The organism is Cytobacillus sp. QJM3NY_8, assembly GCF_056173585.1.
Genome location: NZ_CM149681.1, coordinates 1,774,414 through 1,796,835 on the forward strand (window position 1 = coordinate 1,774,414; position 22,422 = coordinate 1,796,835).

A 22,422-nucleotide genomic window follows, 5' to 3' on the forward strand; every position below is an offset into this window, starting at 1 on the left:
AAACAATTCAAAAAATGAAATTTTTACGAAAGAGGGGTTTGATTAAGCTATGAAAAGGCTTGCAAAGTGGCGTCTTTTTTCTCTGTTTGCAATGATGGCGCTCATTCTTTCCGCTTGCTCCGGCAAACCGTATTTATCTACGCTGAATCCTGCCGGCGAAGTGGCGCAAACACAATTTGATTTGATGGTGTTAAGTACTGCAATTATGGTAGGAGTAATTGCGGTCGTAACAGTAATCTTCTTTATTGTTATTTTTAAATTCCGCCGCAAGGACGACAGAATTCCAAAACAAGTTGAAGGAAGCCACAAACTGGAAATCATTTGGACTGTTATTCCTATTCTTTTGCTTCTAATTCTTGCTGTACCTACAGTTTCTGCTACCTTTAAGCTTGCAGATGTAAGCCCAATGGAAAAGAAGAATGAAGAAGGCAAAACAGACGCACTTGTTGTTAATGTGCGTGCAAACTTATACTGGTGGGAATTTGAATATCCAAACCAGGAAATTATCACTGGCCAGGAATTAGTTGTGCCAACTGATGAAAAAGTTTATTTCAATCTTATTGCTTCAGATGTTAAGCACTCCTTCTGGATCCCTGCTGTAGGCGGTAAGCTGGATACGAACACTGACAATGTGAACAAATTCTGGCTGAAATTTGATGGTGAAAAGGCTGCTGAGGCTGATAATTTCTTCTATGGAAAATGTGCTGAGCTTTGTGGTCCTTCCCACGCTCTAATGGATTTCAAAGTTAAAGCGGTTCCACGAGATCAATTCGATCAATGGGTAACTGCCATGCAGGACGTTAAAGAACCTAAAAAGGCAGAGACAGATCTGGCTCAAGCTGGTCAGGAAGTCTTCAATAACAGCTGTATCGGCTGTCATGCTGTAACACCGGCTAACACTGCTCCTGAAGCAGCTCGTCTAGCTCCTAACTTAACGAACTTCGGTGATCGTGACCGTATTGCTGGTATCCTTGACCATACTGAGGAAGATCTTAAGGATTGGTTAAGAGATCCAGAGACATTCAAGCCTGGAAATAAAATGACAGGTACGTATGGTGAATTGACTGAAGAACAGCTTGATGCCCTTACAGAATACTTAATGGGCTTGAAAGTTACCGAACAATAGGGGATTTTTGAAAAGGGAGGTAAAATTGTGAGTACCTTAGCACAAAAAAAAGGTTTCGGAGCGGTTTTATGGGATTACTTAACAACAGTTGACCATAAAAAAATCGCAATCCTTTATCTTATAGCTGGCGGATTTTTCTTCTTGCTTGGCGGATTGGAAGCCATGTTCATCCGTATCCAGCTAGCAGTACCAAATAATGACTTTGTAAGTGCCGGATTGTATAATGAGATATTAACAATGCACGGTACAACGATGATCTTCTTGGCGGCTATGCCACTAATTTTTGCTTTTATGAATGCAGTTATGCCACTTCAAATCGGTGCGCGTGACGTTGCGTTCCCATTCTTGAATTCTTTAGGATTCTGGCTGTTTTTCTTTGGCGGAGTTTTCTTGAACCTATCATGGTTCTTAGGCGGAGCTCCTGATGCCGGCTGGACTTCTTATGCTTCTTTATCAATTGCTTCTGAAGGGCATGGGATCGACTTCTATGCACTTGGGCTGCAGATATCAGGGGCTGGTACGTTAATCGGGGGTATTAACTTCCTTGTTACCATCATTAACATGCGTGCTCCTGGTATGACATACATGCGTATGCCGATGTTCACATGGGCAACTTTTGTTACATCTGCATTGATTTTGTTTGCATTCCCTGCTTTAACAGTAGGATTATTCCTGTTAATTTTCGACCGTATGTTTGGATCTAACTTCTTTGATCCGGCAATGGGCGGTAATACAATTATCTGGGAGCACTTCTTCTGGATTTTTGGTCACCCTGAAGTTTATATCTTGGTATTGCCGGCTTTCGGTATTTTCTCTGAGATATTTGCGATTTTTTCAAGAAAGCGTCTTTTCGGATACTCTTCCATGGTATTCGCAACGGTTCTTATTGGTTTCTTAGGATTCATGGTATGGGCTCACCATATGTTTACAACTGGTATGGGGCCGATTGCTAACGCAATTTTTGCTGTTGCCACTATGGCAATTGCAGTACCGACTGGTATTAAGATCTTTAACTGGCTATTTACAATGTGGGGCGGAAGCATAACGTTCACAACTCCAATGCTTTGGGCTGTTGCCTTTATTCCTTCCTTCGTAGCCGGCGGTGTAACTGGTGTAATGCTTGCATCTGCTGCACAGGATTATCAGTACCATGATAGCTACTTTGTAGTTGCTCACTTCCATTATGTTATTGTCGGCGGTGTTGTGTTTGCATTATTTGCAGGTGCACATCTATACTGGCCAAAGATGTTCGGAACAATGCTAAACGAGTTCCTTGGAAAAATTACATTCGTATTATTCTTTATTGGATTCCATTTAACATTCTTTATCCAGCATTTCCTCGGCCTTTGGGGAATGCCTCGCCGCATCTTCACTTTCCTTCCTGGACAGGGACTTGAAACGGCAAATATGGTTAGTACTGTCGGTGCCTTCTTCATGGCAGCTGCAGTAATCATTATGTTAATTAATATTGTCATTACAAGTGTTAAAAATGAAAAAGTTGGCAATGATCCTTGGGGAGATGGCCGTACTTTAGAATGGGCCATTCCATCACCGCCTCCATTCTACAACTTCAAGCAGCTTCCGCTGGTTCGCGGTCTTGATGCATATTGGCTTGAAAAAATGGAAGGCAAAAAAGGCATGTCACCTGCTGAACCGCTTGGTGATATTCATATGCCAAACAACTCTTTCATTCCATTTGTAATTTCTTTAGGTCTATTTGTTGCTGCATTTGGTGCAATGTACCGAGCGGAGCATAGCTGGGGTATTCCAGTCCTGATCGCTGGTATGCTTATTACCTTAGGTTCTATGTTTGTTCGTTCTGTTAAGGATGATCATGGATACCACATTCATAAAGAAGATTTGGAAGATAATAATGATAAGGGGGTTAAGGCATAATGGCTGCTGAACAAAAAATGACTTATGAAACTTGGCCGGCGTCGCCTGAAAAGCAAACCCTCGAAGCCAAGAACAAATTCTTAGGTTTCTGGTTTTTCCTTGGGGGAGAGACGGTTCTATTCGCATCCCTCTTCGCAACATACCTTGCTTTAAAAGATAAAGTACCTAGCAGTGATATGGCTTTAGCAAAGGACTTGTTTGAAATTCCATTGGCATTCATTATGACGATGCTATTATTAACAAGCTCGTTAACAAGCGTGTACGCTATGTACCACATGAAGAATTTTAACTTTAAAAAGATGCAGCTATGGCTTGGAATTACTGTTTTGCTTGGACTTGGATTCCTAGGATTGGAAATTTACGAGTTCAATCACTATGTGCATGAATTCCATCATAGCTTTACAAGCAGCGCCTTTGGTTCAGCTTTCTATACATTAGTCGGCTTCCATGGTGGTCACGTTGCATTTGGTTTACTGTGGATCACTACTTTAATGATCCGCAACAGCAAGAGGGGATTAAGCCTTTACAATGCTCCTAAGTTCTATGTAGCCAGCCTGTACTGGCACTTCATCGACGTTGTTTGGGTATTCATCTTCACTGTAGTATATTTAATGGGAATGGTGGGATAAACTGATGGCCAATCAACAACCAAACTCAGGTAACCCAAGAGTAGACATTGAATATAGACGCAAAAAAAGTGCAGAAGAGATGAAACATCAAGTTATCACCTTTGCACTTATGATCTTCCTGACAATTGTTGCGTTCGTAGCAGCAGGTTATGAAGGTTTCTCTGGATGGTTTATTGTTCCATTCATCCTGATTCTTGCAATTGTGCAAGTAATCTTTCAATTATATTATTTCATGCATATGAGTCACAAAGGTCATGAAGCACCTGCATTGTTCTTATATTCCGGAGCATTAGTCGGATTTATCACAATCATTGCTTTCTTGACTGTTATTTGGTGGTAAGTATAAGAGAAAATCGGCTGATGGCCGATTTTCTTTTTATGTAACGCAGCTTTAGCAAATTAATAAGCATTTATTGATTTATTGAGATTGCAGGCTGAAAAGAGTATAATGATACTTGTCAATATGGAAAGCAGAATATTCATGGCAGGATGCGTTTATGGCAGTTGAGCAATATTGAATGAGGTGAAAGCATGTCTTTAGAAATATTCGGTTTTCGTGCACTTTGGAGTCCATATTTCTTTTTATTTGTACTATTGATACTTACAGGCTACTATATGATTACAATAAAGTACCGCGGAAAGTTCAAGAATAGCGAGCCTTTAACTAGAAGGCAGGGTGTTTATTTTACTGTCGCGATGATCGTGTTATATGTAATTAAGGGCTCCCCTGTGGATTTGATGGGCCATTTAATGTTCTATGCCCATATGATTCAAATGGCTATCCTGTATTTAGTTGTTCCTCCCCTTGTTGTCATGGGAGTCCCTCAATGGTTATGGAGAGCAGTGATTAATCACAAAGCTATTAAACCTGTTTTCCGTCTTTTTACAAAGCCATTAATAGCAATAATCCTGTTTAATGGAGTATTTTCCATTTACCACATACCGGATGTTTTTGATGTAGTCAAAACAGATATGATGTTCCATACTGTGTATACATCTGCTCTGTTCCTGCTTGCAATCTTTATGTGGTGGCCGACGATTAATGAGCTCCCTGAAATGGAATCCCTTGACGGTCTGAAAAAGGTAGGATATGTTTTTGCCAATGGTGTTTTATTGACACCAGCGTGTGCACTGATCATATTTGCAGATACTCCAATGTACAACACATATTCTGATCCGAATGCCTGGGCGCAGGCGCTTCAGTTGTGTGTCCCTTCTGCAACACTGGCAAGCCTGAACCTCAGCGGACCCGAAATGTTTAATTCAATGTCACTTATACACGACCAGCAGCTTGGCGGCGTAATTATGAAGATCATCCAGGAAATTGTCTATGGCATCATCCTCGCGCAAATCTTCTATGCATGGTATAAAAAAGAACAGGAAATTACACCTTCTGAGGAAGAAACAATGCTAAATCCGCATTTAGTAAAATAATGAAACTCCAGTCAGCGGCTGGAGTTTTTTTTATAAAATACTTATTTTTCCTTTTCCTTAAACAAGCAATGAAATCTATCACTTACTAATTGATAAATATTGAACAATTAAGGAACTTTTATGAAAAGCCCTTACAGTTTGTTGAAAAAAACAGTGCACTCTACTAAAATTAACTTTGTACTAATCAACAACATATTGCTGAATTTCAAACCGATATTGGAGAGAGGAAGAATCTATGGAATACTCATTGCCTATACTGCCTACCATCAGCACTACTTTTATTGTACTCAGTGCAATAACGGTTGCGATTGGATGGGTCCAAATTAGCCAAAAGAAGCTTGAAGCTCATAAAAAAACAATGACCTTGGCTGCTGTGTTTGCTGTTATTTTCTTTATCATATATGCCAGCAGAACAGTATTTATAGGAAATACTGCTTTTGGGGGCCCTGATGATATAAAAATTTATTATACAATTTTCTTGATTTTTCATATTACGCTTGCAACTGTAGGAGCAGTATTAGGAATTATCTCATTATATACAGGCTATAAAAATAAATTGGCAGCACATAGAAAATTAGGCCCGGTTACTAGTGTAGTCTGGTTCTTTACTGGCATAACAGGTGTTGCAGTCTATTTGCTGCTGTATGTTTTCTATCACGGCGGAGAAACAACCTCTGTCATTAAGGCGATTTTGGGTACGTAACAGGTTAAAGATGCCGCTATCTATTCAGCGGTATTTTTTTTGCTCATAATTATATCCACTTCCTGTTTTAAAAGGACTTATTAAGTTTATGGCGAATATTATAAGGATATTTAATTGGGAGTGAATTTTGTGTCTGTAAGAAAATTATCAGAGAATGAATATATAGAGGCCATGAAGCTTTCCATGTATGCTTTTCAGTACAATGTGCCTGAAGCTGACATCCCAGCCAGGAAGGACCGATTAAAAAATCATTCCATTTTTGGTATCTGGGAAGAGGGAAGTCTGGCTGCGAAGCTTCACATCATCCCACTTAAAGTTCATATTAATGGATTTGAATGGAACATGGGAGGTGTTGCAGGTGTGGCAACATATCCTGAATTCAGGAGAAAAGGGTATGTAAGCAGCCTGATAAAGCACGCTTTGATCGAGATGGACAAAAAGGATCAGCTTTTTTCATTTTTGCATCCTTTTAATATTTCTTTCTATCGGAAATTCGGATGGGAGATATTCACCGAATATAAGAAAACCCTTATTAACAAAATAGATTTACAAATGGCCGGAAAATCTTCAGGGACCATTAAACGATATACTAAGAACCAGCACACAAAAACCATAGAAAAAATTTATAAAGAATATATGCTCCGTTATTCAGGCGGGCTTGTAAGAGACGCATATTGGTGGGAGAACTTTGTTTATTCAGACTATCAGATTGCGGTGTACTTTGACGAAGCAGGTGAAGGACAGGGCTATATTTTATTCAAAGTAAAAGACAATAAAATGGAGGTCGAAGAATTTGCAGCTTTAAATCAGGAAGCCAGAGTGAATTTATGGAATTTTATCTGTCAGCATGATTCGATGGTTGAGGAAGTAAAGATCATTACATCAGTACACGATCCATTTCCTTATTACCTGAATCAGCCAAATTTAAAAATGGAGGTTTTCCCTTACTTTATGGGGAGAATCGTCAATGCTGATAAGTGTCTCAGCCAATTTTCATTCAATGAAAATAGTGAAAATGTCTTTCTGCATATTGAGGATCACCATGCACCATGGAATAATGGAAGCTACTTAATTGCAGGCGATGGTGTCAGGGTGTTTAAAGAGAAAGAAGGAAGCCAATGCACAAAACCTCCAGCTCGAGGTCTGCGCTTGTCTATCAATGCCCTTTCAGCGATTATAATTGGCTATAAGAGGCCAATGGAGTTATATGATTTAGGCGAAATTAAAGGACCAAGAAATGATGCTGAGATACTGGAAAGAAAAATTCCTGTTCAACAATCCTTTTTCTACGACTTTTTTTAAGAAAACTCAGTAGAGATATATGCAGGAAAGAAAAAGCGTCCTAGCGGACGCTTTTTTACTTATTCATTGAGTTTATATTTTGAAATTCATCCTAATAAGTCCTGCTTCTTTTGCGGAATTAAACGCAATGACCAGTAATGGGCCAATAATGAAGCCCAGTATTCCAATGAGTTTCAGGCCTAGATACATGGCTATTAGCGTAGCAAGCGGAGATAGCCCTATATGGGTGCCCATTACCTTTGGCTCTACTGTTCTGCGGATAATTAACAGGACGGCTGCAAGAATTGCCAATTGTGTACCCATAGCTAAATCTCCTGTCAGCAGGTGGAACAATGCCCATGGGCCAAGAATGACAATCGAGCCAATAATAGGGATAAAGTCAATAATCCAAATGATTATAGACATGATCAATGCCATTTCTGGATTGATGAATAATAATCCAATCAGGGAAACGATAAAGATAATCACACTTACTAGAAATTGGGCCTTAAAAAAGCCAAATCCGACATAGGACAGCCGTGAAGTCATAAACTTGACTTTATCTGCTGTTTTTTCTGTAAGGTGATTATATAAGCCTTTCCTTAATCGGGGAAGATCTATTAAAAACAAAAATAATGCAATCAAATATACGATGAAACTGACAAGATAATTCGGGATGTTTGTCAGAAGTGCTTTTAAGCTATCAATATTTACGTAAGCGACAAGGTCATTCTTCGTTTTATTCAAGAAGGATTGAATCTGGTTGCTTATTTCATCAACAAGGTCTTTAGGAAGGTCTTTGGCGGCATTGGAAAAGTCCGCTTCTGCCCTGAGCCATGCTTTTGTGATTTCATTAATGTACATAGGAGCATTCTCAACAAGTTTAATGGCTTCAGTTATCACTTTTGTCGTAATAAAATAGCCTGATAAGCCAATGAAGAGGACAAATCCTAGAAAAGTAATCAGCACGGATACTCTTCGGTTTATTTTTATTTTATTTTGCAGCAGTTTCACAACCGGCTCCAGGATTAATGCGGTAATAAATGCAACAATCAGCGGAACAGAAACAGGCAAAATGAAATAAAAAACGGCAGTTATAAGAATTACAGCAATCAATATTAATAAAAAACGTTTTGTGAATATCGCAGACAAAATAAGTCCCCTTCCCCAATTTTGTTAACCATCAAAAGATCGTAACACTTTGATTATAGTATGCATTAAATATTATAAAAACTGAAAGTAATTTGGTTTAAAACTGAGAGATTATTGCCCGATATATAATAAATCGTACAGAAAGAAGTGAAAGAAAGATGCATAACGATCATCTTGACTTCGAGACGATTCAGGCAGCCAGTGATATAATCTCCGCAATCGTAGAATCGAGCCTGCAGGAAAGAGAAAGCGTCATTCCTCTTAATCATGAAAGATTCACATTCTTTAAGAAAATAAAAGACCCGATCTCAATATCTTTTAAAAACACTGAAGTATATCTGAAGATTAAGCTTAACTTTATAAAGGGAAAAAATATTTTGGAAGAAACTCTCCAGATTCAGGAAGAAATCAAAGATGAAATTGTTCATTTAACCGGACTGGAAGTTAAAAGAGTTGATCTCTCCATTCAAAAAATTATACCTGCGGGAAACAGTCTTCCGGAACGATGATTTTTTGAAGGTCATACAGCTAATGTAAAAAGACGCATGATGTTCATGCGTCTTTTCCATGTTAAAAATAAATTCATAAATCATAATGAAAAAGCAAAAATTACTCAGCGAATTGGTCAATCTCTGCTTTGATCTCACTTAGAATTTTTTCGCATTGACTTACTAATGATTTAGGGAAGGTTTCTCCTTCACCGTATTCTACCCCATGCGGATAATAATGTTTGCCAAGCAGGGGAGTCATAAGCTGGATATTTGCTCTATGTGCACCTACATCTCCTTCAGCAGCATATCCAAACACACGAAGGTAAAATACACCCTCTTTTAATTCGAACTTACGGTCATATGTAACTCTTTCATAATCCCATTGCCCTTCACGGACCAGGCCGTGTGAAAGCATTACTTCATCTAAGCGGGTTAAGTCTGCTTTTTTATTTTCCAGACCTGTGTTTTCAAATTTCATAATTGTCCCTCCTGAAAACAATCCATGGTTCAGATGAACGATCCATGCATAATTTTAACAAGTTTATCTCAAATTTAATAATAGTAGAAAAAAGGATAACTTGCAACGGATTCATGCAAGAAAACATCGATCTCTGAAAAACGTTAGTTGAAATGCCATAATTGAATGACTGGCTGCCTTAACATTAGCAAATATAAACTCGGTGCTGCCAAACTGTGAAAGGGGAAGCGTCAATTGCGGAAATTCAAAACCATTATTATCTTCTTTTTTCTTATTTTTTTCACAGCAGATCATGCGGGCGCAGCAACAGATTACAGGGTTGAGCAAAAGGACACTCTTTGGGAAATTGCGCTAAGATTCCAGCAGGATTTACAAGAAATTATTAATAGCAACCCCCAAATAGAAAACCCTGATTTAATTTTTCCTGGTGAAATTATTATCATTCCCGGTGATGGAAGGGAAATTGCTATTCCCAAAATGGATGTGAATGAAATTGAGCTTATCAAGCTTGCCAACCAAAAACGAAAAGAATTAAGGCTTAAACCATTATCTGCCGATTTGCATCTGAATGGTGCAGCCAAGAAAAAGTCTTTGGACATGATGAAATTAGAATATGTTTCACATAATTCTCCTACATATGGAAATCCTATTGAAATGTTAAGGAATCAGCGGATTTCTTTCCTGACCGTAGAGGAGAATATTGGGGCGGGCTATAAAACAGCTGATGAAATGTTTGCTGCCTGGATGAATTCCTCAGTCCACCGGGAAAATATTCTAAGCAAAAAGGCAACACATATTGGTGTTGGCTATATTCAAGGAGGCCTGCACGGTCACTATTGGACCATATTTATTGTTGAGAAAAAACAAGGAGGATAAAAAATGGAAATGATTCGTGATATTATGACCGGCCATGTTGAAAGCTGTTCTCTACTGGACAATGTGTATGAAGTGGCAGTTAAGATGAAAGAATTAAACGTAGGGGCTATCCCAATTGTGGATAATGAGAAGCTAGTAGGAATGATAACTGACCGGGATATAGTTCTTCGCTGTGTGGCAGAAAAACACCCTGCTTCATCCAAAGTAGAAGATATTATGAGCAGCCATTTAGTAACCGTTACCAGGGATACAGAGGCTCGGGAAGCTGCACGCTTGATGGCTGAACATCAAATTCGCAGGCTTCCTGTTGTGGAAGGTGACAAGCTTGTTGGAATAGTATCTCTCGGGGACTTTGCTATCCGTCATTTAACGGATGACCAGGCTGGAGAAGCGCTTACTGATATTTCAAAACACGGAACTGAAGCACAGCATTAAGAGGACACCATTAGGGTGTTCTTTTTTTATTATCTGCCTAGACCAAAACAGCAATCTAATAAGGAAACCGCTCTTTGTATACATAGATTATTTTACATGGGGAACTCAGTGAAAAGAATAGATAAACAATACACCTAATGGTATGATTAATAGTATAGATTGCATGATTTTAATTAGGTTCCATTATGCAGAACACACTGCAAGTTATACTTTTTACATACATTAAATACAATGAATGAGAGAAGGGAGGGACGGTTCTCTGAGGGCACTTTTTCGAATTTTAGTTTTGATTTCCATTTTTCTGGCAGCGGGCTTTTACATAGATATTGGACGTAATGAGAAAGGGGAAATACTTGTCAATCAGGAAAATACACAGCCTGGTGCAATTAAGGATATAAGTAACGATGACAATAATTTATCTTCCAATACAGGGTTCCCTGAAAAAGGCATGGTATCCTTTATAGGGAAATCCGCTGCGGAGCTTAAAGAAAGTTTAGGAGCACCCTCAAGAATAGATCCTTCTTTCTATGGCTACGAATGGTGGATATATAATAAAAGCGGTACTGAGTACATTCAGGCTGGGATAAGCAAAAATAAAGTGGTTAGTTTGTTTGCGACAGGTGAAGATGCAGACATTTATCCTTTCAAAATAGGGCAGCCCATTGGTGAATTATATGCATCCGTCTTTTTTGGAACAGATTTCAACCTTAAAGTAAAAGATAGCTCATATCGTTTCGAATTGTCCGAAGATGACCTGAATACAAGGCCGCTGGTTATGGTTGGAGAGTATTATGCACAGCTGAATATAGATAGATTTACAGGGACACTCTCCAGTGTGAGAGTAATGGATGCAGCCACCTTAATTAAGCTTCGCCCGTATGAAATGGTTTACCGTGGTGAATTATTGGAGCCCCCCCTGGCTTCTCCTGCCTTTGAGGAAGATGTAGAGAGAGCGAAAGAAAAGCAAATTCTTGACCTTACAAATGTAATAAGGGTCAGACATCATTTACAGCCGTTGAAATGGGATGATATGACTGCAGCTGCAGCTTTTGCCCATAGTAAAGATATGTATGAAAGCAATGACTTTTCTCATACTTCTAAAACTTATGGAGATTTGTCGGACCGACTTGAAGCTGGGGGAGTCTCATATGAGGCTGCAGGGGAAAATATAGCTGCAAATTATACGGATGCCCCCGCCGTCGTTGAAGGATGGCTTAACAGCAAAGGCCATCGGGATAGTCTGCTGAACGAAGAATTTACACATCTTGGAGTTGGAGTTTATAAAAAGCATTATACGCAAAATTTCATAAAAAAAGCTGATGAAGAAACCTAAAATTAAAAAGAGCCTAAGTATGAGGCTCTTTTTCAGTTTTTGCAATTTGAATACGGCCAACCTGAAAAAAGTCATCCTTCCAATTTCCATATAGGTGAACAGAATCGCCAATCTTTACAGAAGGGATTCTGGTATTTTTCATTAAAGGGGTGATTTTTTTAATATTGGAATGTTTGTTGCTCTTTGTTTGGATGGTCAGCTCAAGAACATGAACATAGCGGCTGTAATTATAGCGCTGCCTGCGCTCGCTGATCTGGACGACTTCGCCGGACATTATGGCCTCTTCAGGGACATTTTTTAAGCTTGCCCACTTCTCATAACCCTCACGCATTTCCTTTTTTGTCAGCCAAAAAAAATAAAGGCAAATAATTGGTATAACGATAGCGGTGACCATTTTCCCACCTGCTTTTAATTATTAACGTTCTTCTTTTCAATGATAAAAAAACTGCCTGTTGCCTGAGCAATTTTTCTTCCATCCGAGCGGAGTACATCTGCAGATAATACCATGCTTTTTGTTCCCTTATGGTCAATCGTCGCTCTGCATGTCACGTATTCTCCTTTACCAACTGCAAGATAATGAATGTTCAACTGTGTCGTAACAGCCCCAAAGCCTTCAGGAAGAAGTGATGCTGCAAGTGTTCCCATGGCAGAGTCAATAATGGTTGCGGTTATTCCTCCATGGAGAATGCCCAGCGGATTATTGACTATCTGACTTAAAGGAACAGTCAGAATGCATTCATCCGCGGTTATTTGCCGTTCTATATGAAGAAGTCCGCCGATATAGGAACTGTTTTGACCGGTCTGTCTTTTATGAAAACCTAATAGAAGGGACTCTAAGGCGCTCAATTCTTCCTCAGTTGCATTCTTGGTGCACTGATCAAATAATTCCATAAGTTCTCTGTTCATTCTAATTCACCTTTCGATAACTTTCTGCATTCATATATTATCATTAATGGCAGAATTTTTGAATTTATTTTAATGGCTGAATAGAGCAGGCATTTCATTCACCTTTTCCATTCCTATTCATATGGTATTATAGGCATTTGCATCAGAACGAGGTGATATGGCATGACTAAAACGAAACTTCATCCCTCAGTCGAAAAGTTTAAAGAGTTTGTAAAACAGAATCCGCAAATCATCAAGGAAGTCAGGGCTGGAAATACAACTTGGCAGGAATTATATGAGGATTGGTATTTGCTTGGGGAAGAAGATTCAAGGTGGGATTCCTATAAAGAAAACAAAGATGAAGCACAAAAGCCAGAAGAGAAAAAAAATGACTGGATGGGAAGTATCATGGGTACTCTTAAGCAAATGGATGCGAATCAAATGCAGGGGTACATCAGTAATCTCAGCCAGGCCCTTTCAGCAGTACAGGGTGTCATTTCCCAATTCCAGGGCGGCGGCCAGAAACCATCAGGAGGCTCAAAATCAAGTGTGTCTAAACCAAGCAGCCCTTTTACATTTAAAAAGGATTAAGGGGTTAAACAGATGAGAAAAGATATTGTCGAGTATCTAGAACAAAAAAAGGAACTAAAGCAATTTATCCGTGAGCAGCCTCATTGGTATAGAACACTGAGCAGAAATCCAAATGAAATTCAATCTCTTGAAGTGGCCGCACTGCATTATTACAAAAAAACGATTCCCCACCAAGTTGAAAAATTTACTAATGGAGTGCAAATGGCTTCCATGATGATGAGCATGTTTCAGGCTATGAATTCTCAATCCAGTTAGGAAGCTTTCTCGTTACCCGAGAGAGCTTTTTATTTGTTCTGTCCTGCTCCACGCCTGACTTTTGTCAGAGGCAGGCAAGAAGCTGTCACTTTAATAATTACAGAGTAAAAATAAGCTGCTGGGCAAACACTATCTTTATCAGATGGTTACGGATGACATTATTAAGGAGTGTAAAATAATGAAGAGGCAAAAATGCATTTTATTATTGCTGGTTATTTTTGTACTTGCAGCATGCCAGAAAGATCTGCCAGAACCAGAAACAAAATTGGAAGCCAGTCCGGTAAAAGAAGTTGAAGCAGCATCGCTTATAGGTCCTTCAGGTGTTGAAAGCGCAGCCAAAGATCCTTTTTATGTCAGACACCAGGTGAAAGGAAGAGACATTTTCGTTGAATGTATTGTGCAGGATGTTTCCTTTAGGAAACAAAGCAGCAAAGAAAAGGGCAAAATTCTTCTGTATATAAACGGAAAGAAAAAGGATGAAATCCATTCTGCTGCTTTTATAGTCAAAGGACTTCCATCAGGCAAACATCGAATTGGATTGGAGCTCATAAAAGGCAACAGTGCTGAAGCATCTTCAAAAAGAGAGTTTATTGTGGTGATCCCTTAGTTTACTTGCTTTAGCTTTAAACCGTTTCATGATAAAATAAGAAACGGAGGTGAGCTGTTTTGCTTGCTACATTAGAAAGAATGGCTATTTTGGACAAAGCTGACGAACTTGCAGCTATGATTACAGAATCTGAAGAAGCGGAACATTACCGCAAAAGTTTATATAAATTAAAGAACAGCCGTGAAACACAAAGGAAGATACAGGATTTTGTCAAAATGAAAGAACTGTATGAAGAAGTTCAGCGATTTGGCAAATATCATCCCGAATACAAAAGGGTAATGATGTCTATTAGAGAGCTAAAGCGCGACATGGATATGGATGCCCATGTGGCAGAATTCAGAAGAGCTGAAACGGGCCTGCAAAATCTGCTGGATGAGATAAGCATGATGATAGGGCGTTCTGTTTCTGAACATATTAAAGTTCCTGCCGGCAATCCCTTCTTTGAATCAAGCTGCGGAGGGGGCTGCGGTTCTGGAGGCAGCTGTGGCTGCTCTGCTTAAAAAACCAGCAAATGCTGGTTTTTTGTTTTGGATTAGTACACAGTTTGAACCTTCCCATTGAAACCTGACATTTTTCTATGCTAGACTAAATAAAACAAACGATCGCTGAAGGGGAAAACTATATGCTTGGTCAAAGGCAAGGAATAATTGTCTGGCTTTATTCATTAAAGCAGGCGAAAATGTTAAGAAGATTTGGAAATGTGCATTATGTTTCAAAGCGGCTGAAATATGTTGTGCTATATTGTGATCTTGCTGATACGGAAACAATTATGGAGAAGATAAATTCATATTCTTTTGTTAAAAAAGTGGAACCATCCTATAAGCCGTTCCTAAAAACGGAATTTGAAAATTCCAAACCGGACAAGGCTAAAGAATATGATTATAAGATGGGAATCTAAAAAGGCGTGAGCATAAGCTCATGCCTTTTTGTGAAATCTTTTACTGCAGCGGTGCAATATAGTGATTAAGCCTTAAAATCCCAATCAAATACTGATAATATAATTCCTTTTCATTAAAAATAGCAGAAGGCTTTACTGCCAGCTGAATAATTTCCTTATTAAGTGCTTTCGCAGCATCCGCAAATAAATCATATCGTTTATTTGGTGATGTCTTTGGATTAGGTATCCCTTCCCGGCAAATATATAAAGGCTGAAATCCGCCAGGGTCTGTCGGCTTCAGTATCACTGCCAGGGATGTCACTTCTTTATTATTAATGCTCGTATGGAAAGCAGCCATGTGGGACAATCGATGCTTATTTGCCTGGGCAATTTCAATTAATTCATAAATATCAGAGTAACCTTCACCAATTTCTATAAAACGCTGTATCAAAATTAAAGCCCCCCTTAAAACTCATAGCATTCACTTCTTAAAAATAAAATGCCTTTTGTCCATCCATACTTTATCATTTTCAGCATAAAAATAGAAGTAGCACCTAAAAAGCAGAGGGGAGAGTGTATGTATGCTTTACCTTTTTTTTTCGATGACATTTTTTCTGTGGGCAGCATATTTGGTAAAGAGGGATATTTCTGCAATTGAAAAAAAGCATATTCATCATATGAATGGTTTTATTGTGGTCTCTATCATTGCAGCACTCAGTGCAAAGGGGATGCTGACAGCAGCTTATAATATGGATGTCTTTTCTCTGACACTTGGTGAACTTGAAGAATTTACGTCGTCACAAGGTGTATCGTTTGATGATTGGGCAATTACCTGCATGAGCATTGGGGATGTGAGCGGTATTTTAGATCATGGTGTGGACTTTGATTTTGCATAAATTAAAGTAACGTATCCGGCGGAGAAGTTTTTATGGTCCTTTTTATGATCTCTGTTCATGAAAAAATTCCCAGGCATAAAATATGAAATTTCATACAAATTATACAAAAAAATTGTGACGGATGACCTTCCCTTTGGTATTGTTAGGTTAGAAGAAAATTGACTAAGAGGGAATAGCAATGTGGAAGGCATCTTTATTTATTTTTATAATTTTGTCTGGAATCATTTCAGGCATGCTGTTGTGGCAGTGGCAGGCTTATTCTGAGCATGCGATTGCCTTGGAGAGTTCCGGGGCGATTACACAGGATATCACAGTTGACACACGTCTAAATGAACTTAAAATCACTCAAAAGATACACGGACTTATGGCACAGGAAGAATATAGGCTTGTTATCCCCGAAGCTCTGTTCAAATGGAAATGCAAGAATGGAGCCGGAGAAGCCTGTGATTCAGCAGATGAAAATCCTTTTACCTTTTTTTCTTCTGATGATCAGATGGTATTTGAGTATGCTGTACCGATAAATGAAAGAAATAAAGCATTTTTGTTAACTGATTGGTTTGTGGAAATTCCCGGCATTAAGGCTGAAAGCTTGTCTATTACTATTTCGGATTCTTTCAAAAGAGAGGGTTCGTGGGCAGCGGGAATCCCCCTAAAAGCCCGAAAGAAATTAGAACTTATCGATTATTATTATTTCGAGGGCAAAGGGAATGTTCCACCACTTTACTGGCAGCAAAAACCACTGTTAAAGAAAGCTGTTAACAACACAGAAGTATACTCAGAAGACATACAGGCAGCCAGCTTAAATTTCCAAAAACTAAATGAGATTGGAAATTTCCCATTCTTGACGATTATCTTTACTAATCAATATCCTGAATATAAGGATGAAAATATCCTTATTGCATCTCCCCGCACTGAGGCCAAAATGCTGGAAAAAGATATTATTACATTGCAGTTTCGAAGAAAGCTTGCAGACAGCACTCAAGTGTGGATAATCGATGTTTTATCCTCAGGCTTATTAGATCTTAAACCCAGTTCAAAAAAAGGAAGCATAGTACTGCAGGAGCTGCAGGGAGAGTTAACCGATGATGAGCTGAAAGCTTTCTTTATGATAGTAAACAAGGTGAATTCTCTGACTCCAGAAAAGCTGGACAAGCTCTTAAGTGATGTGAAAGGTCTTAGCACACAGTTTTTCACGATGAATACAAAAAGCGATGCTCCGTTTGTTCCTCTGTATTTCCAGGAAGAAAAAAAGCTTTTGGTATCTGGTGCTGAGAAAGCAAACATTGATTTAATCTATAGGGATGGAAAGAGGCTTCTTCCATTTGCAGAGACGATGAAGTCATTAGGATATGAAGTTAAGATCCTATCCGGTGAGGAAACGATGCTTTTGTCAAAAGGGAATAACAGCTATCGATTTTACTTAAATAAAAATGTTTTCATTTATAATGAAGAAGATTATGGACTGCTTGAAAATCCATTAACCAATCAAAACGGAACCGTATTTATAGAAATCCAATGGTTTAAATCACTGTTTGGAGTGACTGCTGAAGAAAGAGAAGACGAGATTCATCTGACGTCCGATCCAGACTAAATGAATCCAAAATAAAAAGCCCTGCAGATAACTGCAGGGTCCTTCTATATCCTTTTCAGGATAGAAGGCAAAGGGAGAGGAGAAACCGGAGGAAGAACTTATGGGGAAACGTAAGTCTTCTCCGCGGTTGGCAACAACATCCTCGAATAGATGCTGTTAATTACATTATTTCCACAATCCTCACGGATATACACTTCACGCTATAAATTTTTTCAGCTGATGATTCCGCTTACAATTTGCCGGGTGGCTACCAATTGTAAGATATGGTAGGATAGGATAGAAAAAAGCAGTTTTCCGAGCTCAGCGGACAGGAAAATTGACAATTTGCAGGTTAGCGGTGATAGTATGCGAGTGGTATCAGGAACAAGAAAAGGGAAGATATTGAAAGCTGTTCCGGGCAGTTCAACCCGTCCGACTACTGATAAAGTTAAAGAAGCTATTTTTAATATAATTGGGCCGTATTTCGAAGGGGGCCTTGGGCTTGATCTATTTGCGGGCAGCGGCGGTCTTGGCATTGAAGCCCTCAGCAGAGGAGCAGATAAGGTTATTTTTGTGGATCGGGATGGGAAGGCCATTCAAACCATCCATGAAAATATTCGGACATGCGGTTTTGAAGAAAAGGCGGAAGTATATCGAAATGATGCAGATCGTGCCATTAAGGCAATATTAAAAAGGGATCTGGTTTTCGATTATATATTTCTCGATCCGCCTTACCGCAAGCAGCAGCTTCTTAAGCTTCTGAAGTTAATTGATGAGAATGATCTGCTTTCGGTTCAGGGAACGATTCTATGCGAACATGGTTCTGATGTAGAGCTCCCTGATTCAGTCGGAAGACTGGTTCAGCGGAAACATGAAAATTACGGGATAATTTCTATCTCAATCTACAGCTGGGCTGAATAATACATACTTAGAATGCTTATGGAAAACGATACATAATAAGAACATGACAGGGGGATATCAATGGGAGGCATCGCGGTTTGTCCAGGCAGCTTCGATCCAATAACTTATGGCCATTTGGATATTATTAAGAGGGCGGCAAAGGTATTTGAACAGGTTTATGTAGTTGTATTGAATAACTCTTCAAAAAAACCTCTTTTTACTGTTGAAGAAAGAATTCAGCTGATAGAAGAAGTAACAAAGGATCTTAAAAATGTTAAAGTAGATTCGTTTCAGGGGCTTCTGATGGATTATGCAAAATCGGTTAATGCGAGTGCTGTCATTCGGGGCTTGCGGGCTGTTTCTGATTTTGAATATGAAATGCAGATAACATCCATGAACAGAGTCTTGAATGATGAAGTGGAAACCTTTTTTATCATGACTAATAATCAGTACTCGTTCTTAAGTTCAAGCATTGTGAAAGAAGTGGCAAAATATAACGGGAACATATCAGAACTCGTTCCTGACACTGTAGAAAAAGCTCTTAAGACCAAGTTTAGCTAAACACTAGAGCGGGGTGTCTTTCCTGCTGATTGTACTGGAATAATATAAAACGGGTGCCCGATTGATAGGTACCCGTTTTTTGTTATCTCTTATCCAAGCGCCTTGCGAGCATAAAGGTATAAACAGAAAGTGCAAGTATGGTTATAAGCGGTCCTGAAGCAGCTATTCCATCAAATAATTTGCCGAAAAATGAATATTTCTCAAAAAATCCGACCGGAATGGCATTGGATGGCTGTTCTGTATTGTAAAACCGTTCATAAATAGGCTGCCAAAGGATGTATGCATAAAAGGCGGCAGCAAAGCCGTGAAGGATTCTTGCGAAAAAGAATGGCTTGAAATTAATATCAGTTTGGGCAAGGATGCTTGCTACCTGAGCCTGCACGCTGAATCCGCTGAATGCGAGTATGAAGCTGACAATAATGACCTGCTGCATTAATGTTGCCTGCTGAACCTGGCTTGTCATCTGGCTGCCAAGTGTTATTTCAAATAAGCCTGAAATGAATGGGATGCTCAATTCGGTTGGCAGACTAAATATTGACAGTACCGCCTCTAAGCCTTTAGCAAGGAATGCCGTGATTCCCAGATGAAATAGAAGTTTGTTAATAACAGAGAATAATATGATAAATCCGCCAATCATTAAAAGTGTTTGGATGGATGACATGACTGCATCCCCAAGAAGCTTGCCTATAGGGCGATTATCTTTTATTCTTGTCCGATGAAGAGCTGATAAGGCTGCCCGTAACGATGGTTTTGACGTCTCTGCACCAGGTGGAGGCTGCCTGGTTTTTTTTCCGTAGAACCTCATTAATAAACCGACAGTAATATTGCCGAGATAATGAGCTAGGGCTAATATAACACCAAGCTTGGCGTTATTAAAAAAACCAACAGATACTGCGCCAAAGATAAACAAAGGATTTGAACAATTAGTGAAAGAAACCAGGCGCTCTGCTTCTGTTTTTGATAGCTGTCCTTCCTGCCGAAGTCTTGCGGTCAGTTTGGCACCGGCTGGATAGCCTGAAGCCATCCCCATTGCCCATACAAATCCTCCGACTCCAGGTACTCTGAATAAAGGTCTCATCAAAGGTTCAAGGAGTACCCCGATGAACTTTACTACACCGAAGCCGATCAGCATTTCCGATACAATGAAGAAAGGCAGCAATGAGGGGAACACAATTTCCCACCACATATTTAATCCCCTGATTGATGCATCAACCGATTCCTGGGGAAAGGAAATTAATGAGATGGCTATTAAGGTTACAGAGAGTGCAAGAGTAACCGTTTTTAATTTGGAACGAAACACGGACAAGCCTCCCTCAAGTTGTACTGACTGTGCAATGATTTTAAACAATGGTAAAATAAAGAAGCGTTTAAATATATATTTTCTCATGACTTTTTCATTTATTTTACTTGAATGAACGAAATGCAGGTATACAAGGGTCAAACTTTTGCTGTCAAGTCTTGTCCCCATATAACCCAATATACTCATAGAACTTTAAAATAGACCATAGAATTAGGTACAGGCATATTGTATTTTTCAGCTGAAGATTTTTATTGTATGCTCCTTTTGGAAATAAATAGAATAGAATAACTTGAAGGCAAAAGTTCTAATCGGCCATTGGCGTTTGAGGGGGGAGTCTTTTGCAGCGACCGAAAATAGGATTGGCACTTGGTTCGGGAGGAGCTCGGGGATTCGCTCACCTGGGTGCCATCAAGGTCTTGAAGGAAGCCGGCATACCGATTGATTATATTGCCGGCAGCAGCATGGGTGCCATGGTAGGCTGCTTTTATGGGGCCGGACTTGATGTTGATCGTTTATATAAACTTTCCAAAGCATTTAAAAGGAAGTATTATTTAGATTTCACGGTTCCTAAAATGGGTTTTGTTGCAGGGAAACGAGTAAAGGAACTGATCCGTATATTTACTCATGGAAAAAATCTTGAGGACCTCGATATTCCTGTCAATGTTGTGGCTACTGATTTAATGACTGGAGAAAAGGTTGTTTTTAAAAGCGGCCCCATTTCTGATGCTGTAAGGGCAAGCATTTCCATCCCAGGCATTTTTGTGCCTGAAAAATTAAACGGGCGCCTTTTAGTGGACGGAGGAGTAGTGGACAGGGTTCCTGTGTCTGTTGTTAAAGAAATGGGGGCTGATATTATCATCGCCATCGATGTCTCACATGTCAAAACGAATGCGGAAATCACTTCAATCTATGATGTTATTATGCAAAGTCTGGATATCATGCAGATGGAGCTGGTTACTCACCGGGAGATAGCTTCCGATTTTATGATCAGGCCCCGGGTGGAAATGTATAGCTCCCGTGCATTTACCAATATAGAAGAAATCATCAAAATCGGCGAAGAAGAAGCAAAAAAGCATATTGACAGTATTCATCATTACATAACAAAGTGGAAGGAGCATCCCGACAGATGAGAAGCAAGTTTTATACCCGTTCCTTCTTGGTTTTGGCAGTTATTCTTCTGGTTAGTTCGTTTTATTATCTGCCTTATTATGTATCAAAGCCAGGTATGGCTAAAGAACTGGAACCAATTATTGAGGTCGAAAACGGCAATGAAGAACAAGGCAGCTTTATGCTTACGACTGTAAGAATGGGCCGGGCTAATATATATGCATACGCAGCTGCTAAATTCAGCAAGTATCAGGAACTATACCCTGTAGAAGAAATACGTTCCGAAAATGAAACAGAAGAAGAATATAATGTACGGCAGCTGCATCTGATGGCAACATCCAAATTGGCTGCTATTGAAACTGCCTATAAAAAAGCTGGCATACCTATTCATTATCATTATAATGGCGTATATGTCCTTAATGTGCTCCCTGATATGCCTGCTCACGGCAAACTGCAGGCTGGTGACCGCATCTTTAAAGTGGATGGCAAGGAGTTCAAATCCTCTGATGAATTTATCAGCATGGTCTCCAATAAACAGGAGGGCAGTGAAATAACATTAACCTTTGAACGCCAGGATAAGACTAAGGAAACCTCGATTCCTTTAAAGACACTCAAAGAAACAGGAAAGCCGGGAGTGGGAATTACCCTGGTTGATGACAAAGAAATAGAGGTTGAACCGGCAGTGAATATTGACAGTGAAGAAATTGGCGGCCCTTCCGCCGGGCTGATGTTTTCACTTGAAATTTACAATCAGCTTATAAAAGAAGATTTGACTGGAGGCTATAAAATAGCTGGAACCGGAACTATTAATTCGGAAGGTACAGTCGGAAGAATAGGCGGCATCGAGCAAAAAATTGTGGCCGCTGACAAAGCCGGAGCAGAAATCTTCCTTGCCCCTAATGAAAAAGGAGCAGAAGAATCCAATTACAAAGCCGCTGTTGCAACAGCCAGGGATATCAAGACTGATATGAAAATCGTTCCTGTGGAAACCTTTGATGATGCGGTTGAATATTTAAGGAGCCTGGATTAACAGGAGCTT

At 39.4% G+C, this 22,422-nt stretch carries 28 protein-coding genes; 22 read left to right on the plus strand and 6 right to left on the minus strand.

What is annotated here, in order from left to right:
• The first annotated feature begins 49 nt into the window (after positions 1–49).
• The 7 genes from coxB (at position 50) to AC0VZ9_RS09335 (ending at position 7,090) form a co-directional block, all read left to right on the plus strand.
• On the plus strand, positions 50–1,126 hold the full coding sequence (gene coxB / locus AC0VZ9_RS09305) for a cytochrome c oxidase subunit II (RefSeq protein WP_009330945.1): 1,077 nt from the start codon (positions 50–52) through the stop codon (positions 1,124–1,126).
• Between the two features lie 27 nt (positions 1,127–1,153).
• Positions 1,154–3,022 (plus strand): cytochrome c oxidase subunit I, encoded by a 1,869-nt coding sequence (ctaD, locus tag AC0VZ9_RS09310; RefSeq protein WP_009330944.1) that lies wholly within the window; start codon positions 1,154–1,156, stop codon positions 3,020–3,022.
• Entirely contained in the window at positions 3,022–3,651 is a 630-nt protein-coding gene (locus AC0VZ9_RS09315; protein WP_009330943.1) for a cytochrome (ubi)quinol oxidase subunit III, read from the plus strand. Before ctaD ends, AC0VZ9_RS09315 begins: the two co-directional genes overlap by 1 nt.
• Before the next feature lie 4 nt (positions 3,652–3,655).
• Positions 3,656–3,991, plus strand: coding sequence for a cytochrome c oxidase subunit IVB (ctaF, locus tag AC0VZ9_RS09320; protein WP_009330942.1), 336 nt, complete (start codon positions 3,656–3,658; stop codon positions 3,989–3,991).
• A 191-nt stretch (positions 3,992–4,182) separates the two neighbouring features.
• On the plus strand, positions 4,183–5,085 hold the full coding sequence (ctaG, locus tag AC0VZ9_RS09325) for a cytochrome c oxidase assembly factor CtaG (RefSeq protein WP_019381690.1): 903 nt from the start codon (positions 4,183–4,185) through the stop codon (positions 5,083–5,085).
• Between the two features lie 235 nt (positions 5,086–5,320).
• A complete protein-coding gene (locus AC0VZ9_RS09330; protein ID WP_009330940.1) occupies positions 5,321–5,788 on the plus strand; it encodes a DUF420 domain-containing protein in 468 nt (155 codons plus the stop codon).
• Positions 5,789–5,917: 129 nt separating this feature from the next.
• On the plus strand, positions 5,918–7,090 hold the full coding sequence (locus AC0VZ9_RS09335) for a GNAT family N-acetyltransferase (RefSeq protein ID WP_475397286.1): 1,173 nt from the start codon (positions 5,918–5,920) through the stop codon (positions 7,088–7,090).
• A gap of 72 nt (positions 7,091–7,162) precedes the next feature.
• Here AC0VZ9_RS09335 and ytvI read toward each other — a convergent pair whose 3' ends face one another.
• Positions 7,163–8,221 (minus strand): sporulation integral membrane protein YtvI, encoded by a 1,059-nt coding sequence (gene ytvI, locus AC0VZ9_RS09340; RefSeq protein WP_009330938.1) that lies wholly within the window; start codon positions 8,219–8,221, stop codon positions 7,163–7,165.
• A gap of 158 nt (positions 8,222–8,379) precedes the next feature.
• Here ytvI and AC0VZ9_RS09345 point away from each other — a divergent pair, with 158 nt between their 5' ends.
• Complete coding sequence (locus AC0VZ9_RS09345) at positions 8,380–8,730, plus strand: Asp23/Gls24 family envelope stress response protein (protein WP_009330937.1); 351 nt, start codon at positions 8,380–8,382, stop codon at positions 8,728–8,730.
• A 100-nt stretch (positions 8,731–8,830) separates the two neighbouring features.
• Here the strand turns inward: AC0VZ9_RS09345 and AC0VZ9_RS09350 are convergent, their stop codons facing one another.
• Positions 8,831–9,190, minus strand: coding sequence for a YugN family protein (locus AC0VZ9_RS09350; RefSeq protein WP_009330936.1), 360 nt, complete (start codon positions 9,188–9,190; stop codon positions 8,831–8,833).
• Between the two features lie 234 nt (positions 9,191–9,424).
• Between AC0VZ9_RS09350 and AC0VZ9_RS09355 the strand changes: the two genes are divergently transcribed.
• From AC0VZ9_RS09355 to AC0VZ9_RS09365, 3 genes are all read left to right on the plus strand, one after another.
• Positions 9,425–10,066, plus strand: coding sequence for a CAP domain-containing protein (locus AC0VZ9_RS09355; protein WP_475397287.1), 642 nt, complete (start codon positions 9,425–9,427; stop codon positions 10,064–10,066).
• A gap of 3 nt (positions 10,067–10,069) precedes the next feature.
• Complete coding sequence (locus AC0VZ9_RS09360; protein ID WP_475397288.1) at positions 10,070–10,501, plus strand: CBS domain-containing protein; 432 nt, start codon at positions 10,070–10,072, stop codon at positions 10,499–10,501.
• Between the two features lie 235 nt (positions 10,502–10,736).
• Positions 10,737–11,834: a CAP domain-containing protein gene (locus tag AC0VZ9_RS09365; RefSeq protein WP_475397289.1), complete on the plus strand. Its 1,098-nt coding sequence runs from the start codon at positions 10,737–10,739 to the stop codon at positions 11,832–11,834.
• A 13-nt stretch (positions 11,835–11,847) separates the two neighbouring features.
• Here AC0VZ9_RS09365 and AC0VZ9_RS09370 read toward each other — a convergent pair whose 3' ends face one another.
• The gene (locus AC0VZ9_RS09370) at positions 11,848–12,228 is read right to left on the minus strand and encodes a hypothetical protein (protein ID WP_475397290.1); all 381 of its coding nucleotides are present in this window, start codon (positions 12,226–12,228) and stop codon (positions 11,848–11,850) included.
• Between the two features lie 14 nt (positions 12,229–12,242).
• Complete coding sequence (locus tag AC0VZ9_RS09375) at positions 12,243–12,740, minus strand: PaaI family thioesterase (protein WP_475397291.1); 498 nt, start codon at positions 12,738–12,740, stop codon at positions 12,243–12,245.
• A gap of 162 nt (positions 12,741–12,902) precedes the next feature.
• Here AC0VZ9_RS09375 and AC0VZ9_RS09380 point away from each other — a divergent pair, with 162 nt between their 5' ends.
• From AC0VZ9_RS09380 to AC0VZ9_RS09400, 5 genes are all read left to right on the plus strand, one after another.
• On the plus strand, positions 12,903–13,310 hold the full coding sequence (locus AC0VZ9_RS09380) for a YlbD family protein (protein ID WP_009330930.1): 408 nt from the start codon (positions 12,903–12,905) through the stop codon (positions 13,308–13,310).
• A gap of 12 nt (positions 13,311–13,322) precedes the next feature.
• Positions 13,323–13,565, plus strand: a complete 243-nt coding sequence (locus tag AC0VZ9_RS09385; protein ID WP_009330929.1) for a YlbE-like family protein — start codon at positions 13,323–13,325, stop codon at positions 13,563–13,565.
• Between the two features lie 178 nt (positions 13,566–13,743).
• Positions 13,744–14,172 (plus strand): hypothetical protein, encoded by a 429-nt coding sequence (locus AC0VZ9_RS09390; RefSeq protein ID WP_475397292.1) that lies wholly within the window; start codon positions 13,744–13,746, stop codon positions 14,170–14,172.
• A gap of 59 nt (positions 14,173–14,231) precedes the next feature.
• Complete coding sequence (locus AC0VZ9_RS09395; protein WP_217030301.1) at positions 14,232–14,672, plus strand: YlbF/YmcA family competence regulator; 441 nt, start codon at positions 14,232–14,234, stop codon at positions 14,670–14,672.
• A gap of 122 nt (positions 14,673–14,794) precedes the next feature.
• Positions 14,795–15,070: a YlbG family protein gene (locus AC0VZ9_RS09400; RefSeq protein WP_009330926.1), complete on the plus strand. Its 276-nt coding sequence runs from the start codon at positions 14,795–14,797 to the stop codon at positions 15,068–15,070.
• A 40-nt stretch (positions 15,071–15,110) separates the two neighbouring features.
• On the opposite strand, the gene AC0VZ9_RS09405 is transcribed toward AC0VZ9_RS09400, so the two are convergent.
• The gene (locus AC0VZ9_RS09405) at positions 15,111–15,500 is read right to left on the minus strand and encodes a DUF7147 family protein (RefSeq protein WP_009330925.1); all 390 of its coding nucleotides are present in this window, start codon (positions 15,498–15,500) and stop codon (positions 15,111–15,113) included.
• A gap of 130 nt (positions 15,501–15,630) precedes the next feature.
• Between AC0VZ9_RS09405 and AC0VZ9_RS09410 the strand changes: the two genes are divergently transcribed.
• The 4 genes from AC0VZ9_RS09410 (at position 15,631) to coaD (ending at position 18,976) form a co-directional block, all read left to right on the plus strand.
• Entirely contained in the window at positions 15,631–15,945 is a 315-nt protein-coding gene (locus tag AC0VZ9_RS09410) for a hypothetical protein (protein ID WP_226280704.1), read from the plus strand.
• A gap of 178 nt (positions 15,946–16,123) precedes the next feature.
• On the plus strand, positions 16,124–17,536 hold the full coding sequence (locus AC0VZ9_RS09415; RefSeq protein WP_475397293.1) for a stalk domain-containing protein: 1,413 nt from the start codon (positions 16,124–16,126) through the stop codon (positions 17,534–17,536).
• Positions 17,537–17,881: 345 nt separating this feature from the next.
• A complete protein-coding gene (rsmD, locus tag AC0VZ9_RS09420) occupies positions 17,882–18,436 on the plus strand; it encodes a 16S rRNA (guanine(966)-N(2))-methyltransferase RsmD (RefSeq protein WP_009330922.1) in 555 nt (184 codons plus the stop codon).
• 60 nt (positions 18,437–18,496) lie between these two features.
• Complete coding sequence (coaD, locus tag AC0VZ9_RS09425) at positions 18,497–18,976, plus strand: pantetheine-phosphate adenylyltransferase (protein ID WP_009330921.1); 480 nt, start codon at positions 18,497–18,499, stop codon at positions 18,974–18,976.
• Between the two features lie 82 nt (positions 18,977–19,058).
• On the opposite strand, the gene ylbJ is transcribed toward coaD, so the two are convergent.
• Entirely contained in the window at positions 19,059–20,276 is a 1,218-nt protein-coding gene (ylbJ, locus tag AC0VZ9_RS09430; RefSeq protein WP_282140193.1) for a sporulation integral membrane protein YlbJ, read from the minus strand.
• A 338-nt stretch (positions 20,277–20,614) separates the two neighbouring features.
• Between ylbJ and AC0VZ9_RS09435 the strand changes: the two genes are divergently transcribed.
• Entirely contained in the window at positions 20,615–21,406 is a 792-nt protein-coding gene (locus AC0VZ9_RS09435; protein WP_009330919.1) for a patatin-like phospholipase family protein, read from the plus strand.
• Complete coding sequence (locus AC0VZ9_RS09440) at positions 21,403–22,413, plus strand: SepM family pheromone-processing serine protease (protein ID WP_475397294.1); 1,011 nt, start codon at positions 21,403–21,405, stop codon at positions 22,411–22,413. The genes AC0VZ9_RS09435 and AC0VZ9_RS09440 overlap by 4 nt, the downstream gene beginning before the upstream one ends.
• The last annotated feature ends 9 nt before the right edge of the window (positions 22,414–22,422 follow it).